The sequence below is a fragment of the Clostridium sp. ATCC 25772 genome, from assembly GCF_001573875.1.
In the GTDB taxonomy this organism is placed as follows: domain Bacteria; phylum Bacillota; class Clostridia; order Clostridiales; family Clostridiaceae; genus Clostridium_J; species Clostridium_J senegalense.
Genome location: NZ_LFRG01000043.1, coordinates 15,195 through 33,073, shown reverse-complemented (window position 1 = coordinate 33,073; position 17,879 = coordinate 15,195). Strand labels below are relative to the sequence as shown.

At 28.2% G+C, this 17,879-nt stretch carries 13 protein-coding genes; 8 read left to right on the top strand and 5 right to left on the bottom strand.

Going from position 1 to position 17,879, the window contains the following annotated elements; all coding sequences use genetic code 11:
* Positions 1–433 precede the first annotated feature (433 nt).
* On the bottom strand, positions 434–1,339 hold the full coding sequence (locus AZI32_RS13760; RefSeq protein WP_061996376.1) for a radical SAM protein: 906 nt from the start codon (positions 1,337–1,339) through the stop codon (positions 434–436).
* A 1,348-nt stretch (positions 1,340–2,687) separates the two neighbouring features.
* Positions 2,688–3,767: a transporter gene (locus AZI32_RS13755; RefSeq protein ID WP_162266743.1), complete on the bottom strand. Its 1,080-nt coding sequence runs from the start codon at positions 3,765–3,767 to the stop codon at positions 2,688–2,690.
* A 290-nt stretch (positions 3,768–4,057) separates the two neighbouring features.
* Here AZI32_RS13755 and splB point away from each other — a divergent pair, with 290 nt between their 5' ends.
* From splB to AZI32_RS13735, 4 genes are all read left to right on the top strand, one after another.
* The gene (gene splB / locus AZI32_RS13750) at positions 4,058–5,065 is read left to right on the top strand and encodes a spore photoproduct lyase (RefSeq protein WP_061996374.1); all 1,008 of its coding nucleotides are present in this window, start codon (positions 4,058–4,060) and stop codon (positions 5,063–5,065) included.
* A gap of 213 nt (positions 5,066–5,278) precedes the next feature.
* Positions 5,279–6,376, top strand: a complete 1,098-nt coding sequence (locus AZI32_RS13745) for a GNAT family N-acetyltransferase (RefSeq protein ID WP_061996373.1) — start codon at positions 5,279–5,281, stop codon at positions 6,374–6,376.
* On the top strand, positions 6,373–7,491 hold the full coding sequence (locus AZI32_RS13740; RefSeq protein ID WP_061996372.1) for an acyl-protein synthetase LuxE: 1,119 nt from the start codon (positions 6,373–6,375) through the stop codon (positions 7,489–7,491). Before AZI32_RS13745 ends, AZI32_RS13740 begins: the two co-directional genes overlap by 4 nt.
* Before the next feature lie 27 nt (positions 7,492–7,518).
* Positions 7,519–10,167, top strand: coding sequence for an aldehyde dehydrogenase family protein (locus tag AZI32_RS13735; protein WP_061996371.1), 2,649 nt, complete (start codon positions 7,519–7,521; stop codon positions 10,165–10,167).
* A 72-nt stretch (positions 10,168–10,239) separates the two neighbouring features.
* On the opposite strand, the gene AZI32_RS13730 is transcribed toward AZI32_RS13735, so the two are convergent.
* Positions 10,240–10,476: a hypothetical protein gene (locus tag AZI32_RS13730; protein WP_061996370.1), complete on the bottom strand. Its 237-nt coding sequence runs from the start codon at positions 10,474–10,476 to the stop codon at positions 10,240–10,242.
* An 893-nt stretch (positions 10,477–11,369) separates the two neighbouring features.
* Here AZI32_RS13730 and AZI32_RS13725 point away from each other — a divergent pair.
* The 4 genes from AZI32_RS13725 (at position 11,370) to AZI32_RS13710 (ending at position 14,733) form a co-directional block, all read left to right on the top strand.
* Positions 11,370–11,591: a hypothetical protein gene (locus AZI32_RS13725; RefSeq protein WP_061996369.1), complete on the top strand. Its 222-nt coding sequence runs from the start codon at positions 11,370–11,372 to the stop codon at positions 11,589–11,591.
* Between the two features lie 791 nt (positions 11,592–12,382).
* Positions 12,383–12,604 carry a hypothetical protein gene (locus AZI32_RS13720; RefSeq protein WP_061996369.1) on the top strand — a complete coding sequence of 74 codons (222 nt, stop codon included), beginning with the start codon at positions 12,383–12,385 and terminating at the stop codon, positions 12,602–12,604.
* A 217-nt stretch (positions 12,605–12,821) separates the two neighbouring features.
* Positions 12,822–13,376, top strand: coding sequence for a sigma-70 family RNA polymerase sigma factor (locus tag AZI32_RS13715; protein WP_061996368.1), 555 nt, complete (start codon positions 12,822–12,824; stop codon positions 13,374–13,376).
* Positions 13,369–14,733 carry a DUF4179 domain-containing protein gene (locus AZI32_RS13710; RefSeq protein ID WP_061996367.1) on the top strand — a complete coding sequence of 455 codons (1,365 nt, stop codon included), beginning with the start codon at positions 13,369–13,371 and terminating at the stop codon, positions 14,731–14,733. Before AZI32_RS13715 ends, AZI32_RS13710 begins: the two co-directional genes overlap by 8 nt.
* A gap of 86 nt (positions 14,734–14,819) precedes the next feature.
* Here AZI32_RS13710 and AZI32_RS13705 read toward each other — a convergent pair whose 3' ends face one another.
* Positions 14,820–16,163, bottom strand: coding sequence for an amino acid permease (locus tag AZI32_RS13705; protein ID WP_061996366.1), 1,344 nt, complete (start codon positions 16,161–16,163; stop codon positions 14,820–14,822).
* A 28-nt stretch (positions 16,164–16,191) separates the two neighbouring features.
* On the bottom strand, positions 16,192–17,358 hold the full coding sequence (locus AZI32_RS13700) for a MalY/PatB family protein (RefSeq protein WP_061996365.1): 1,167 nt from the start codon (positions 17,356–17,358) through the stop codon (positions 16,192–16,194).
* Positions 17,359–17,879: the final 521 nt, after the last annotated feature.

Sequence of the window (17,879 nt, the reverse complement as noted above, 5' to 3'; positions counted from 1 at the left end):
TAATACTGTAAAGAATTTAGACAATGTTGTACATGGAAATATTAGCAACTTAGTACATTTTTATTTTAGCATTCATATCTTCTGAAAACTTTCTTTTAAAAACAACTTTTGACATATTGTAGCCCTCCTAATTTCATTAATATAATTGTAAATATCTAAATTAACTTTGTCCAATCCAATTAGGGGGGCTATAGGCTGTTAACTATTCACTGTTCACTTTTAACTAGAAAAGTCCCATTTGTGATGGAATCAACACTGTGGATAATTGCTTGTTGAGACGTTTTGCTAAAACTAAGATTTTAGGGACTGACTTTGAGCATTATAGGAGAAAAACTAAAATCTACAAAAGCATAAAGCCACAAATATAGCAAACTAGCCAGCTACGCGTCTGTCCCTCTTGTTACGGAGGTATACTTGTAACTTTCTACACTAATTAAACTCCATCTAAATTAAAGTCAGGGATAAAACTTTCTTTGCAAGTACCTTCTTCTTGAATAAAGGCATTTTTATAACCAAGGTCTACGCAATAATCTATTAACGATTCATAATGCTTAGGGTTAAGTGGTTTAGTTAGTTCTTCATATTCACTACAGTTATAAAAAGGAGTATATTGATTCATAAGACTTAAAAATACTTTATCATTATATTTTTTATATACATAATCTACTATTTTTTTAGAATCAAAAAGTAAGCCTGGAAGCATTAAATGTCTTATAATAACACCTTTTTTAATTAGTCCATTCTCATTAAAAACAGGTTCTCCAACTTGAGCGAACATTTCATCTATAACATTTGTTGCTACAGTAAAATAATGTGGAGCTTTAGAATATTTTACAGCGTATTTATCGCTAAAGTATTTTAAATCTGGAAGATAAACATCTATGTATCCATTTAACATTTTAATAGCATTTACATCCTCATATCCATTAGAGTTATAAACTATAGGAAGGATAAGCCCCTTAGATTTAGCTAGTTTAATTGCCTCAATTATTTGAGGAATATAGTGAGTTGGAGTTACTAAGTTTATATTATTTACATTTCTAGATTGTTGCTCCAAGAAAATAGAACTTAATCTTTCTATAGAAATTTCTTTACCAAATCCCTCAGTACTAATTTTATAATTTTGGCAAAAAACACATTTTAAATTACAGTTTGAAAAGAAAACCGTTCCTGAACCATTTTCTCCAGATATACATGGTTCCTCCCAAAAATGTTTAGATACTTTCGATACCTTAATTTTATCAGAGGCTGAACAAAAACCAATTTCACCACCAGTTCTGTCAACACCACAATTTCTAGGACAAAGACTACAAGAACGTAATATATTTAAATTACTCATTAAAATCACCTTACTTAATGTATTGTAGAATATATAGAATTCAAAATTATATCTAAATTTGTTATCTTATTAATTAAATTCACATAGAATCTACATTTATGATTTTAGTTTATTAAATTTTATTTATCAACCATAACGCTTAACTATCTTAGGGAATGGCTAACTTTTTTATCTATGATAATTAATTGTTTTTAGTTAAAAGTTAAGAGTGAATAGTTAACAGTTATTGTTATTACTACTCGCTTTGCTCCTAGTAATTCTCAACGTACTTTTATATAAATTTGCAAGGCAAATTATATCATTAGATTAAAAGAAAGTGGTTGCCCACTTTCATCCTAAACTTTTAACTGTTAACTATTTAAGGGACTGGCTAACTTTTTTTATTTATGGCAATTAAATTTAAAGAGCTACTCTCTGTTTTATGGGTATACATCTTTCGTGCCTGTCCTATTTGTTACGGCTGTACATTTTGAATTTAGCTTTAGTTAGATTTATATCTTCAATTCAGAATTTATTCTCTCTAATTCAAAGAAACTGGAATCCAGTTTCAACCATTATTGTCAATTGTCCTTTGTCAAATGTCAATTATATAATGTTCTTAATTCTTAATTTTTTTAATTGTCCTTTGTCCATTGTCAAATTTTCAAAACTTTCTACCTCAACTAAATAAGCAACTATCCTATGTTACACCTCCATCACAAATGGGACTTTTTTTAGTTAAGAGTTAAGAATGAATAGTTAACAGTTGTGGTTATTACTACTCACTTTGTTCCTAGTAATTCTCAACGTATTTTTTATATAAATTTGCAAAGCAATTTATATGATTAGATTAAAAGAAAGTGGTTTCCCACTTTCTTCCTGAACTTTTAACTTTTAACTATCTTAAGGACCGGCTTTGATTACTTTAAATTTTATTGATAACATTTTAGATTTCACTCACAAAATAACTTATGGAAAATATATTTTGTTACGCCTGTCCTTCTTGTTACGGCTGTAAACTTTGAATATAACGTTGTTTAATTTAATATCACAAAATTAGAATTTACTCCCTTAAATTCAAAAGAAACTGGAATCCAGTTTCAACCTAAATTGTCAATTGTCCATTGTCAAATGTCAATTATAAAATTTGTTACGGCTGTAAAATTAGATTTTAGCTTTTGTTTGTTTTATATCCTAAACTCAAATTTTACTCCCTTAAATTAAAAAAGAAACTGGTAGTCCAGTTTCAACTAACATTGTCAATTGTCCTTTGTCCATTGTCCATTTTTCAATATAGTTTTACGTGTTTTTTCAGAACTAATAACAAAGATTTTATGAATAAATTTAAATAGGATCTTCTTCCTCTTTATTACTTGCAATGTTTAAAATAAAATTTAAATATTTGATATACAAATACTAAACTAATTACTCCAAATCCAGGATAAAGATATGTTATTAAATTTTTAAAACCTAATTGAGAAATAGGTAGAGCTACAAGAAGAACTAAAATTACACCTGTTTTATAAGATATTTTATATTTTTGTTCTAGAGTTTTTCCAACGCTATATATATCAGAAACTTCTGTAGAAAACATTTCACACCAAATAACAGCAAGCAGTAATAATTGAATTAAAGTTCCAAACTTGCTAGCAACATGCAATAATGGAATTTCAAATTGAAAAATTTCTGGTATGTTAACAAGCAACATTGAATTAATTAAAAAGGCTAGTAATGTTAAAAGCAATGCGCCAATTGATGCACCGGTTATTATTATAGATTTGCTTTTCATTTCTTTACTTAATGGAACTAAAACACCACTACTAAATAACATATTAAAACCAGCGTATAAAAAAGATGAAACAATCCATTGTCCAGGGATAATTTCATTTTTAAAAGTTCTCACACTTTGCATATAATCAATGGACATAATATCACCATGATTTATTAAGTAAAATAAAAATACAGCAATTATTATAGTAGTTAAAGAAGGAACTATAAGAGTGTTTATAGTTATAAGACCTTTTGTATCTCTAAGTAAAGTGAAAAGTGAAATAGCAGCCATAATAATTACACCAACAACTCTAGGAATACCAAAGTATTGTTTTAATAGCGCACCTCCTCCAGCAAGAATTATAGAAGCACCAGCAACTAAAAATAACCCAGTTAATAGATCTGTAATTTTTCCTAAGAAACCAGGACTAACAAGAGTTATAAAATCTGAGTATGAATTTAAGTTGAATTTTAAGCTAATTGATACCATTGCAGAACTAACTAAAATATAAAAAGCTGCACAAATTAATAACCCAAAAAAACTTTTAAACCCATAGGTTGTAAAAAATTGAGTTATTTCTTGTCCTGATGCAAGGCCAGCCCCTACAATAGTACCAACAAAAACAGTAGCTGTCTGAAAAATTAAAGCTAGTCTCTTTTTCAAAAAAATCTCCCCCATAATTTAATATATATATATATTTATTTGACTTTTGCCATTAAAAATATAGCTTGTCTATTAAAATATATAAGTTAGAGTGTAGATTTATTCTTAATATAATAAAAAATAAAGTAATCTTATTTAGAAAAATGAGTAATACTATAGATAATATAATTAAAAATTAAAAGATAATGGACAATTCACAATTAACTTTTAACTATCTAAAGCTAATAACAAAGATATTTTGTATAGATTTAAATTAAATAGTGTATTTTTATACAATTATTTAACACAAGAGAGAGGTGTAAAATTTGTTTAATCCAAAAAGAGTTATTTTTGAAGAAGCAGCATTAAATTATGAAAAAGGTCAGGAGCTACTTAAGTTATTTAAAAATCAAGATGTTGAAATAAAGTATTCAAAAAATGGTAGAATAACAGGCATACCAGGAAAAACAGATAAAGAAATGTTTTTAGAAGGTAAGAGTACTTTAGTAGTTGGTGTAAGAAAAAAACTAGATTTTCAAAGTTGTAAACCATCTGCTCATTATCAACTTCCATTAGTAAGTGGATGTATGGGAATGTGTGAATATTGTTATTTAAATACTCAGATGGGTAAGAAACCGTACATAAAAATCCATGTAAATACAGATGAAATTTTAGAAAAAGCAGGAAAATATATAGAAGAAAGAAAACCAGACATAACAATATTCGAAGGTGCAGCTACCTCAGACCCAATACCGGTAGAAGCTTATACAGGAGCATTAAAAGATGCCATTGAATATTTTGGAGCTAATGATAAATCTCTATTTAGATTTGTTACAAAATTTACAGAAGTTGATAGTCTACTAAATGCAAAACATAATGGAAGAACAACAATTCGATTTAGTATAAATATAAATGAAGCTATAAGAAAATATGAACATAAATCAGAGGATTTTCAAGGTAGAATAGCTGCAGCAAAAAAAGTAAGTGATGCAGGTTATCCTATAGGTTTTATAATTGCACCAGTTTTTCTTGATGAAGGCTATGAAGAAAAATATTATGATATGTTAAAGTATACAAAATCTATAATGGATAACAATAACATAATGTTTGAAGTTATTTCTCATAGATTTACAAAAAGAGCAAAGGAAAATATATTAAAAGTTTTTCCTAAAACAACATTACCTATGGAAGAGGAGTTAAGGAAATTTAAATATGGACAATTTGGATATGGTAAGTATATTTATACAAATGAAGAAATGAAAAACTATAAAGAATTTTTCACTAAAAGTATAAGTGAACTATGGAGTAAAGAAAATATAAATTACATTATATAAAAAATAAATCTATAAAAGGATATTATTCTTTTATAGATTTATTTTTATTAAAAAACATACAAAAAATTGAAAGAAACAATTCTTAGAACAGAAAAAAAAGAAGAGAAAACTTGCAAAAGAAAAATTAAACAATTATAATATAATCTGGCTTATATGGTATAAAAAGGTTTATTGGGTTAAAAGAAAATAATATGTCGTTTGAGAGGTGATACTTTGCTAAAAGAATTCATGATATTAATAACTAAAAAGGTCAAAGATAAACTTGACTATGATTTAGGGATTAATTCAGAAGAATTGCTTGATGAAAAAAGAAAAATAACAATAAAAAGGTTAGAAAATGAAGCTGAAGGAATAGTAAATTGTGCTTATAGAGCTTATGGAAATTCATATATACACAAATATATCTATGATAAATCTATGATAGAGAAATTAAATCATGAAGAGAAAATAATATCTTATATAGCATTAGATGAAAGGAATAATGTAATTGGACACATAGCTCTAGAATACTTTCAAAAACCTAATATATGTGAAATTTCACATGCTTTTGTGGACCCTAAATTTAGGGGGAGAGGGTGTCTTACAGATTTAACAAGGTTCGTAATAGAAGAAAGCAAAAAAAGAGGAGATGTGGGAATATATGTACATGCAGTAACAAGTCATACATATTCTCAAAAGTCAGCAGAAAATAATGGATTTAAGGATTGTGCTTTACTTCTATCAAAAATTACAGCTTTGAAATTTAGAGATATACATGATAAAAATGAAAAAAGAGAAAGTCTTATCATAAAATATAAATATTTAAAAAAACAACGTAAAAAATATATTTATGCACTAGAAAAATATAAAGAAATTATTAATGACATATATGATAATTTAGGCGTGAAAGTAGTATTTAAAAAACTAGAAGATGATAATAAAAGTTTTTCAGAGGTTACTTCTATAAAAACTATTGTAGATGAATATGATACAGGAACAATATATGTAAATGAATTTGCTAAAGATGAAATGAATAAGATATTAAATCAATTTAATAAGTTATATTTTGAGGGGAAAAAAACAATATTTTTAAGATTAAAACTTTGTAATAAAAGCAGCATATATATATGGGCTAAGATGGAGCAACTTGGATTTTGCTTTGCAGGCATTATGCCTGGAGATGGTGATGAGGATGAATTGATACTTCAATATATTAATGATGAAATTAATTATGAAAAAATATATGCAAATTCTGTTATAGGAAATGCTTTAGTTGATAATGTAAAAGAATGGGATATTGATTTTAATAGAAAAAGGAGGATTAGTATATGAGATTTAATAATATAGATATGTTATGTAATAGGGAAGATGCTTTTAATTTTACAAAAGAAACAGAGGAATTGTTTGTAAAAGCTATAGATGAAAATTATAAATTTCAACTTGATAATCAACCATATATTAAATATTTAGCAGAAAGAGAAAATTTTAATATTAATAGTTTAAGTACAATTGAGGATATAGACAATATCCCTAATTTATTTGTTGGAACTATGAAAATAAATGGTTTTTGCAATTTTAAAAAGGATGATTTAGAACTTATCTTAACAAGTTCAGGAACTAATGGTCAAAAAACTCAATTATTCCTTGATAAAAACTCATTTTCTAGACTACAAAGTTTAGCAGAAAATACATTCAATGCTATAGGCTTTAAGAGTGATACTCCAGTACATTATTTCTTATTTTCGTATGATATAAAAAAAGCAGAAAATGTTGGGACAAGCTGGAGCGATGAGCAAATTTTAGGTCTTGCACCTGCATTATCTGTTAATTGGATGATTGAATGGGATGAAGATAAAGGTGAGTTTGTTTTTGATAGTAAAAAGTGGGCTAAAATTTTTAAAGAACTAAGTAATGAAGCGCCTGTAAGGTTATTAGGATTTCCGGCATTTATGTATAAAATGGTAGAAGAAATCAAGGAGCGTTATGGGAAAATTAAAGTTCACAAAGATTCGTTCATAATAGCTGGGGGAGGTTGGAAAAATCATTTAGGGAAAAGTATGTCACTAAATGATTTTATGGATTATATAGAAAAAAATATTGGACTTAAACGTGAAAATATAAGAGATACTTATGGTATGGCAGAACACGGAGTTCCTTATTGTTCATGTAGTGAAGGACATTTACATGCACCTATTTACAGTAGAATAGTTGCAAGGGATCCTATAACTTTTAAGAAAAAGACATATGGAGAAGAAGGACTTTTACAACTTATAACGCCATATAATACGGCACAACCTAATCTATCAGTATTATCAACGGATTTAGTTGTAATTAAAAAGGACTGCCCTTGTGGAATAAAGGGAGATTATATTGAAAAAATAAGACGAGGTGGAGTAACTAAGCATAAAGGTTGCGCCATTGCAGCACAGGAAATACTAAATAGCTAAATGATTAGATTACATGGGGGTAAGGGTATGAGATTAGAAGATTTTAAACATATATGTTTTGGAAAGCAGTTAGATATAAAAGGAGAATTAACAGAAGAGAAAGCAAATGAATATTTTAATTCAGCTTTTTTAAGAAAAAAATCTAAAGAATTTAACAATACGCCTATAGATAAAATACTTTATATTTTAGAAAAAACTGCATATAAATTATGTGATAAAAATGGGGATTATTATAAAGAAATAATGGAGAAAATGCCTAAATTAATTAGTTATTCTCCTTCAATGGTTGATATGGGAATAGAGTCCCTTAAAGAAATGTTAAGTATAAGTTCCCTAAAATTAAGATTGGAGAGTCTTGGAGATTATCATTGTTTAGATAATTTTACAAAAGATAGACAGTCTAAAATGACTAGAGCAGTTCCAGTTGGTTCAGTTCTTCATATAGCAGCAGGAAATATATTTTTAGGTTCAATAGATTCACTAATTATGGGGATAATAACAAAAAATATAAATATATTAAAGGTTTCTAGCCAAGATTTTTTATTTCCAACATTATTTTATAAAGCATTAGATGAAGTAGATGTAGATAAAACAATTATTCCATATATAGCGATTACCTATTGGAAAAGCAGTAATAAAGCTTTAGATAAAATTGCTAAAAATAGCTTTGATGCTATACTTTTATTTGGTGGAGAAGAAGCAGTGAAGAATTATAAAAATGGATTATCCGTTAATACTCAGCTTTATTCTTTTGGTCCTAAAATAAGCTTTGGCATTGTGTGTAAAGGTTTAAATGATTTTAAATTAAGAGAAACTGCAATGAACTTTGCTGATGACATAGTTTTTTGGGAACAAAGGGCATGTACAAGCTGCCAAAATATATTTATAGAAAATAGCAATGATGTTAAAAACTTTGTTAATTATTTATATGATGCTTTAGAAGAAAAGGGCAAAGAATTTCCTCAAAATCAATTGGATATAGATTACGCTGTTGAGATAAGAAAGAAAAGAGAAATTGCAAAATGGGAGGAATTTAATAATAGGGCGTTAGTGCTAGAAGGTAAAAACGCAAATCATACTATAATTATGGAAGAAAAAAATAATATTTCTGATTGCCCTCTAAATAGAACTATATATGTTAATGTAGTTGATAGTTATAAAGATATTTTAGATGGAAACATAAAACTTTTAAAATATTATATGTCTACATTAGCTATAGCATGTAATGATGGGGTTCAAGATATAATTGAGGATTTCATTGATTTTGGAGTAATGAGATTTTGTAGACCAGGAGCTATGAATAAAAGTGAAGATGATTCTTTACCTCATGATGGAATGTATATAACTAATTTACTTGTAAGATTTATAAATAAAGAAAATGTCAAGATAGATGATTTAGGAATTGAGTATGTTGATAAAGATAAAAAAGATGATATATTGCTCTGGAGATTAAATTCTCTTATTAATGAGGCTGTAAAATCATCATTTTATAAAGAGTTTTATAAAGATGTATCTCTTCCATTAAAAAGTTTACAGGATTTTAAAAATGTTCCTATACTTGAAAAAAAGCATATTTATGAAAATAGTATAGATAAAAGTAATGATATGATTACAGGAAATATGGAAAGTTCTTATGTTTTTTCAGCAGGAGGAACTACAGGTAAAATGAAGTATGTAGCTTATTCTAATGAGGAATTTGAAAAGTCTAAAAAAATATTTGGAGAAGGTTTTAGAGCTGTTGGTATAGATAAAAATGATTTTGCAGTTAACTATATGAAAGCAGGGGCCCTTTGGACAGCTTTCCCAGCAGTAAATGAAGGGTTAGAAGAAACAGGCTGTAAAATATTATCACTAACGGCTAATCAACCTGAGAAGGAAAGTATAGAATATCTAAAAAAATTTAAACCTAATGTACTTATAAGTCTTCCAGGAAACATTATACTTTTAGCTCAAGAGGTAGAAAAATTAAACGAAAATATTAAATTAGAAAAAATATTCTATGCAGGAGAGCATATGCCATTAAAAGCACAGGAATATGTAAAGAAGGTATTTGGTGCAAGAAAGATAGCATCCTTTGGATATGCAGCAGTAGAAGTTGGCCCCATAGGATTTCAATGTGAATGTTGCAAGGGAACTGAACATCATGTTATGAATGATTGGTGTTATGTTGAAAGAGATAAAAATGGAGATGCAATTGTAACAACCTTAAGTAGGTTTCTTAATCCTATAATAAGATATAGACTTGGAGATAGCATTCAGTGGATTGATGAACCATGCGCCTGCGGAAGAACTTCAAAGAAATTTAAATTATTGTCAAGAACTGATGATGTTATAAGATTTAATGTATCAGATATATATATAAATGATGTACATGAGGCATTAAAAAATGTTAATGAAGTTTCACCTTTCTTTCAAGTGGTGGTTGATAATGTAGATGAAATGAGAGATGTAACATTTAAAATAGAAACAAAAGATAAGGATATGGCTTTAAAAGGGGATGTATTGAAGGAGAAAATAGTAACTTCTTTAAAAAGTAATATTAGAAGCTTAGGAATAGATTATAAAAAGAATTTAATTAACGATTTAAAAATTGAAATATTACCACCCTTTGGAATAGAAAGAGTAGGACGAACAGGAAAGATAAGAAGAATAGTAGATAGAAGAGTAAGTATATAATTTATAAAATAAATAAAAAAAGATAACAGGTATTCTACCGGTTATCTTTTTCATGCTTAAAATTATATTACTTTAAGATTGTTCATCTTTTTTCCATTTAAAATATGTAAAAATTAATTGTAGAAGATAAATTGATACACAAAATATAGTGAATATTGTATCTAAAATAATATTATCATTAGCCAACCATATAATTGCTAAACATACAATTAAAAATGGAGTCATCCACAATGTTCTTAAAAATTTTCGCCTATAACTTAATTTGTAATAAAGAAGCTCAAATCCTTTATCTGTCTTGTTAGTTTCCATAATTCTCATCCCCTGTATTTTAGAATAATAACTTACAATTGTTCTTTAGTTTATATATCTATATTATACATATTTATGGATAAAAACCAACAAAAGTTAAATTCAAAGTATACAGCCTTAAGATAGTTAAGAGTTAATAGTTAAAAGTTCAGGATGAAAGTGGGTAACCACTTTCTGAAAATGATTTTTAAAAAATTGACAATGGACATTTGACAATTGATAATGATGGAGAAAACTAGAGTTAAATTAAGGATTAAGAATTATGAATTAAGAATTGATGTAGAAACTGGACTACCAGTTTCTTTGAATTAAAGGGAGTAAATTCTAATTTTGTGATATTAAATTAAACAAAGTTATATTCAAAGTTTACAACCGTAACAAATGGGACAGGTACGACTAATGTAGTTCCATAAAATAAAAAGTAGCTCTTACAATTTAATTACTATAAATAAAAAAGTTAGCCAGTCCCTTAAATAGTTAATAGTTAAGAACATTTTATAATTGACATTTGACAAAGGACAATTGACAATTTAGGTTGAAACTGGATCACCAGTTTCTTTTTAATTTAAGGGAGTAAAATTTAAGCTGAAGATATAAAACAAACTAAAGATATATTCAAGGTTCGCAGCCGTAACAAGAAGGACAGGTTCACTTAGGTTGGAGCACCATAAAAAACATTAGTACTCAATAAAAAGGTTAGATAAAATAAATTACAGGGCAAAGAACCAGTACTTGAGCTGCAAAGCAGCGTATCAGTTAGGTACTGGTTCTTTGCTTATTTTATTGTGGAAATACAGTAATTGTGGAATCTACAGTTTAATCGAAGTAAGTAGCCATAAATGAACCTGTCCCTCTTGTGATAGCATAAAAATTTAGGAAAATTACTTGTTCAGGTGTTCGGGACTGGCTTTGATTTATTAGTAGAAAAATATAAAACTAGAAGAGCATCAGGTGTTAGCGAAGAAAATAAACCTTACCGTGCCTGTCCCATTTGTGATGGAGCCAGAACTTTGGATAATTGCTTATTTAGAAGTTTTGCTTTTGTAGATTTAAAAATACGTTCAGTATTACTAGGAGCAAAGAGAGTAGTAATAACCACAATTATTAATTATTAACTCTTAACTCTTAACTAAAAAAAGTCCCTCTTGTGATGGAGGTATAACTTAGGATAGATGCTTATTTAGTTGAGGTGGGGAATTTAAAAAAATTGACAATGGACATTTGACAATTGACAATTATGGAGAAAACTAGAGTTAAATTAAGGATTAAGAATTATGAATTAAGAATTGATGTAGAAACTGGACTGCCAGTTTCTTTTTAATTTAAGAGAGTAAAATTCTAATTTTGTGATATTGAATTAAACAAAGTTATATTCAAAGTTTACAACCGTAACAAATGGGACAGGCACGACTAATGTAGTTCCATAAAATAAAAAGTAGCTCTTACAATTTAATTACTATAAATAAAAAAGTTAGCCAGTCCCTTAAATAGTTAATAGTTAAGAACATTTTATAATTGACATTTGACAAAGGACAATTGACAATTTAGGTTGAAACTGGATCACCAGTTTCTTTTTAATTTAAGGGAGTAAAATTTAAGCTGAAGATATAAAACAAACTAAAGATATATTCAAGGTTCGCAGCCGTAACAAGAAGGACAGGTTCATTTAATTGTACCGACATAAAAAACATTAGTACTCAATAAAAAGGCTAGATAAAATAAATTACCGAGCAAAGAACCAGTATTTGAGCTGTAAAGCAGCGTATCAGTTAGGTACTGGTTCTTTGCTTATTTTATTGTGGAAATACAGCAATTGTGGAATCTACAGTTTAATCGAAGTAAGTAGCCATAAATGAACCTGTCCCTCTTGTGATGGCATAAAAATTTAGGAAAATTACTTGTTCAGGTGTTCGGGACTGGCTTTGATTTATTAGTAGAAAAATATAAAACTAGAAGAGCATCAGGTGTTAGCGAAGAAAATAAACCTTACCGTGCCTGTCCCATTTGTGATGGAGCCAGAACTTTGGATAATTGCTTATTTAGAAGTTTTGCTTTTGTAGATTTAAAAATACGTTCAGTATTACTAGGAGCAAAGAGAGTAGTAATAACCACAATTATTAATTATTAACTCTTAACTCTTAACTAAAAAAAGTCCCTCTTGTGATGGAGGTGTAACATAGGATAGATGTTTATTTAGTTGAAGTGGGGAATTTAAAAAAATTGACAATGTACAATTTGAGAAATTAAGGATTAAGAATTATTGAAAATATATATTTTTCAAATTTAATAAATATATGGAACTTTTTACAGTCCTCGATTATCTTAAGTGTAGAGAGGTGAATTTAATGATTGGAAAAGACAATGTAATAAAAATTAGTGATTTTAAAAATCATAAATCTGCAAAAAATTATGTAGATAAAGAAATATTTATAAACCTTGTACATGAAAATAAGATATCTTTATATAGATTAGCAAAGGGGATATTAAAGATAGAAGCTGACGTAGAAGATGCCATAAGTGAGACAGTGTTAAAGGCATTTAAAAATATAAAAACTTTAAAGGATGTAAAATGCTTTAAACCATGGATAATGAGAATTTTAGTAAATGAATGTTATGCTCTTTTAAATAAAAAAAATAAGGTAGAGCTTCAAAATGATATGGAAGTTTATAACCTACAATACGAAGACAAAAGAGAAAAAACGTTAATTTGGGCAGTTAATAAATTAGAAGATGATTTTAAGGCTGTTGTTATATTGTTTTACTATGAAGATATGAGCATAAAAGATATTAGTAAGATTTTAAACATTCCATCTGGAACAGTAAAGTCCAGGCTTAGTAGAGCAAAAGCTAAGTTGAAATTAATATTAGAAGATGGAAAAAGGGGTGAGATATTTGGATAAGTTTGATGAAATGATAAAAGAAAGTATATCAAAAGAAAAATGGGATACACCTAAAAGCTTAGATGAAAGATTGGAAAATACCTATGAAAGTTTAAGTACAATTAAATCACATAAAAGGTTTTCTTTAAAAATAGGAGTATTAGTTGCATCAATTATGATGCTTACAATTACAACAGCATTAGCAGCTAATTCAGAAACAGTACAAAATGCAATAAATACAGTAAAAAACTATTTTAGTAGTAATACAGAGTCTAGGTATAGTGCATCTAAGAATAGTCTTGAGAAATTTAATGATGAAGTAGGCATAACTGTAGAGGATAAAGGAATTAAAATTACCTTAGATAGTCTTTCGGCAGATGAAAACTTTATGAATTTATTTTATACAATAGAAAGTGATAAACCTATTAAAATAAGCGAAAAAGAAATGGAGATGATTTCGGATATTAAAGATCTTTCACCTTGCGGTAATTTTACAATTGGTGAAAATCATCCAGTAATGAAAGATTGTGAAGTATATTTTGAATCTGAATATAAAGTTAAAGCAATGGCAAGGCTAGGGCTAAATAATATAGAAATAAAAGAAAATGATAAATTAGTTTTGGAACTAGTACGTGTTTTACTTGTTGAAGGAGATTGGAAAATAGAAACTGTATTAGATAAAAGTAAAATACAACCGGCTATAAAATCAGTTAGACCTAATGAGCATAGGATTATAAAACGTAATGGCATAGATTATGATATAAATATTGAAAAAGTATCAATATCACCGCTTGGAAACATTATAACTATAAGGGGTAATAATAAAGAAATTTTTACTGGTTTTGCATTATTTGATGATAAAGGAGAATCATTAGATGTATTACCAACAGGGGTAAGTGGTATAGGAGAAATAGGTTCAGTAAATTCATTTGAATTTTTAAAGGCAAATAAAGATACAAAATATATAAAACTTGTTCCTGTAGATAAAAGATCAACAAGGCAATACCCTGAACCTATTATTAAAGATATAGCTGATTTACCAGTAGAATTTGAAAGGGCATCAAGTGGTAGCATTATAGTTGAAGATATAAAATCCGATAAAAATACTTTAAAGATAAAATATCGTAAAAAAGGGTTAGTACATTCTGATGTAGGAGGTGCAATATTTTTGGACGATGATGGAAATGAAATAGAGCCATTATATAATGAAGATAAATGGTATCAAATAGCTGTAGATAGAGAGGATAATAGTTATACAGCAATAGTCACATCTTATAATAAAGAGTGTGATTACTCAAAATGTACTAAAGTTTTAATGTATCCAGAATATGAATATAAATTACTTGAGGATCAAGCAATAATAATAAATTTAGAATAACTAATATAAAATAAAAATAGAAAAACAACCTACGGAGGCTAGTTTAAGTTTGTAGGTTGTTTTTTTGTATATGTTAATTAAATGAATTAGGCAGCCTTATTGTTATCTTCTATCTTGTTGTTATTGCGATTGCAATAGTAGTAAACTGGTAATCCTAACAATGTTAATCCTATTCCAAATAAAGCGCTAGCAGGTGAATCTTTAAGTGTAGAATATAACAAATATACACCACCAGCTATTCCTATTAAAGGTACTATAGGATATAAAGGAACATGGTAAAGTTTAGGGTTACGAGTAAATTTCTTTCTAAGAACAAATATACTAATTGTACCTAGAGTGTAGAAAATCCATAAAGCAAACACAATTAAATCTGTTATTGAGTTAAAAGTACCGGATAATATATATAATATTGTTATTATAGCTTGAAATATTAATGCATTAATAGGTGTACCTAGCTTTGGATGAAGAGAACCTAATACTTTTGATGCAGGTAGGTCCTTACGTTCAGCCATTGCAAAAGCATATCTTGAACCACAAGTTAATTGACCATTAAGTCCCCCAAATACAGAAAGCATCATACCAATTGTTATAAATGTTGCGCCACTAGGCCCTAAGAGTTTACTTGCAACATCTACACCTATTTTATCTGAAACAGCAGTAATTGGACCAGGTAAAATATTAAATATAGCTGCGTTAAATGCGATATACACAAGCATTACAAATGTTATTCCGATAACTATAGCTTTAGGAATATTCTTTTCTGGATTTTTCATATCAGCAGCTAATGTACAACAGCTAAGCCATCCGTCATATGCCCATAAAACACCAAGAAGTGCAACTCCTGTACCAGCACCTTGTACATTTTGTAATGTTGAAAAGTTTATATCATGTGCAGTACCACTTACTAAACCCAATATAGCGATAGCTGCGATTGGTAGTAATTTACCTATTGTTGCTAATGTTTGCAACCAAACTCCATATTTAGTTGAAATTATTTGAGCAATAGTTAATATTACAACTAAAGATACAGCAAACATTTTTTGTTGAGTCCCAGTCATAGGTATAAAAAATGTAGAAAATGTAGAACAGGCTATTGCTAAAGCAGCACCGGAACCTGGACAATTTATTAAAGCACCTACCCAACCAAATAAGAAACCAACTAAATCGCCGTATAGTTCTCTTAGGTATGTGTATAGACCACCAATTTTAGGTATATAAGCAGCTATTTCTGCGACAGTAAGAGCTGCTGCTATAGTGATTACACCACCAAAAATCCACATTAAAAGTGCAACTCCTGTGGAACCTGCATTTTCTAAAACTATTGAAGGCTTTAAAAATACACCAGAACCAATTACAAGACCAATTACATACATTACACCTTGAAAGGCATTCATAGTTTTTTTCAGTTGGTTTTTGTTTTCTGTAGCCATATAAAATCCCCCTATAGGTAATTATTTTTTATAGTTTGTCTATAGCAGTTTTTAATCTATTTAAAGCTTCTTCAATTACTGATCTTGGACAGGCAACATTCATTCTAATGAAACCTTCACTTTCTTTTCCATACCATAAACCAAATCCTACTTTAACTTCATTAATAGTGAATTCTTTTAGTTCTTCAGCAGTCATTCCAAGTTCTCTGCAATCTATCCAAGAAAAATAAGTTCCTTCTGGCACATAAGTTTTTAGTTTTGGAATATTTGATTCTATATAATTATTTACAAATTGTAAGTTTTCATGTAAATATTCTAATAATTGCTCTAACCATTCTTCACCATGTCTATATGCAGCTTCAGTAGCAACTAAACTAAAACAATTGTTTCTTTTTATATCATTTATTTGTAATAAGTGATCATATGTATCTTTTTGCTTTTTATTTCCGAAAATTATTATAGATGTTTGAAGTCCAGCTAAGTTGAAAGTTTTGCTTGGAGCAACACAAGTTATAGAATTTTCAAAGAACTCTTTTGAAATAGAAGCAAATGGAGTATATTTATTATTTTTATATACTAGTTCACAATGAATTTCATCAGATACAACTTGAACTCCGTATTTAATACAAATATCACCAATTTTCTTTAATTCTTCTTTTGTCCATACTGTTCCTACTGGATTGTGTGGGTTACAAAGGAAGAACATTTTCACACCAGATTTTACTTTGTTTTCAAAGTCTTCATAATCCATTTCATATCTACCATTTACTACTTTTAAAGAACTAACAAGTAATTCTCTTTTATGATCTTCTACTATTTCAAAGAATTCGTTATAAACCGGTGATTGAATTATTATCTTATCTCCAGGTTCTGTGAATTCTTGCATCATCATTACCATTCCAGGAATAACACCATGACTATGGCTCATACAATCGCTGCTTACATCCCAGCCATGCCTTTTTTTATACCACTGTGAAACTGATTCAAAATAAGAATCCGGTCTTGATACATATCCAAATATTCCTTGATCTAATCTTTCTCTCATTGCATCAATTATAGGCTCAGCAGTTTTAAAATCCATATCAGCTATCCACATAGGTATAATGTCTTCTCTTCCAAATTTAACTCCTAGTTCATCATATTTTGCTGCAAAATTGTTTGATCTGTCTGTAATTGTGTTAAAATTATATTTCATTTTTAAATCCTCCTTGATGAGTCTATTTTTTAGTATTTTATTAAAGCAAATATCGTGCCAAGTTACATATAGAAACGAGCTCTAATTTAAATTTATACATAAAACTTTTGTTGTCAGTTGATAAAAATAAGTACAAATGTAGTTAGTTAATAGTTAAGAATTAAGAGTTAAAAGTAATGGATGAAACTGAATAGTCAGTTTTTTTCAATTTAGAAGCATTAACCCTTCAATTTGAGATATAAAATTTTGACTGAAGCTATATCCAAAGTATATAGCCATAACAAGAAGGACAGGCGTAACAAAATATATTCTCCATAAATTATTTTTCAGTAAAGTTGAAAGGTTAGCAATAAAATTTATATTAATCAAAGCCGGTCCTAGAAAAGTTATGTTCAGTATTACTAGGAGTACATCGATTAGTAATAAAATATTAATTTAAAATTTTTTTATTTGATAAATTAAAAATTTAGTTTGGAACATTATAAGAATAACTAAATAAAAGATTTTAAAGAAATTTAAAT

Excerpts from the sequence above, each read along its gene's own strand:
- AZI32_RS13700 (WP_061996365.1), bottom strand. The coding sequence starts at position 17,358 with ATGAAATATAATTTTAACACAATTACAGACAGATCAAACAATTTTGCA.
- AZI32_RS13735 (WP_061996371.1), top strand. The coding sequence starts at position 7,519 with ATGAGATTAGAAGATTTTAAACATATATGTTTTGGAAAGCAGTTAGAT.
- AZI32_RS13705 (WP_061996366.1), bottom strand. The coding sequence starts at position 16,163 with ATGGCTACAGAAAACAAAAACCAACTGAAAAAAACTATGAATGCCTTT.
- AZI32_RS13755 (WP_162266743.1), bottom strand. The coding sequence starts at position 3,767 with ATGGGGGAGATTTTTTTGAAAAAGAGACTAGCTTTAATTTTTCAGACA.
- AZI32_RS13730 (WP_061996370.1), bottom strand. The coding sequence starts at position 10,476 with ATGGAAACTAACAAGACAGATAAAGGATTTGAGCTTCTTTATTACAAA.
- AZI32_RS13760 (WP_061996376.1), bottom strand. The coding sequence starts at position 1,339 with ATGAGTAATTTAAATATATTACGTTCTTGTAGTCTTTGTCCTAGAAAT.
- AZI32_RS13715 (WP_061996368.1), top strand. The coding sequence starts at position 12,822 with ATGATTGGAAAAGACAATGTAATAAAAATTAGTGATTTTAAAAATCAT.
- AZI32_RS13740 (WP_061996372.1), top strand. The coding sequence starts at position 6,373 with ATGAGATTTAATAATATAGATATGTTATGTAATAGGGAAGATGCTTTT.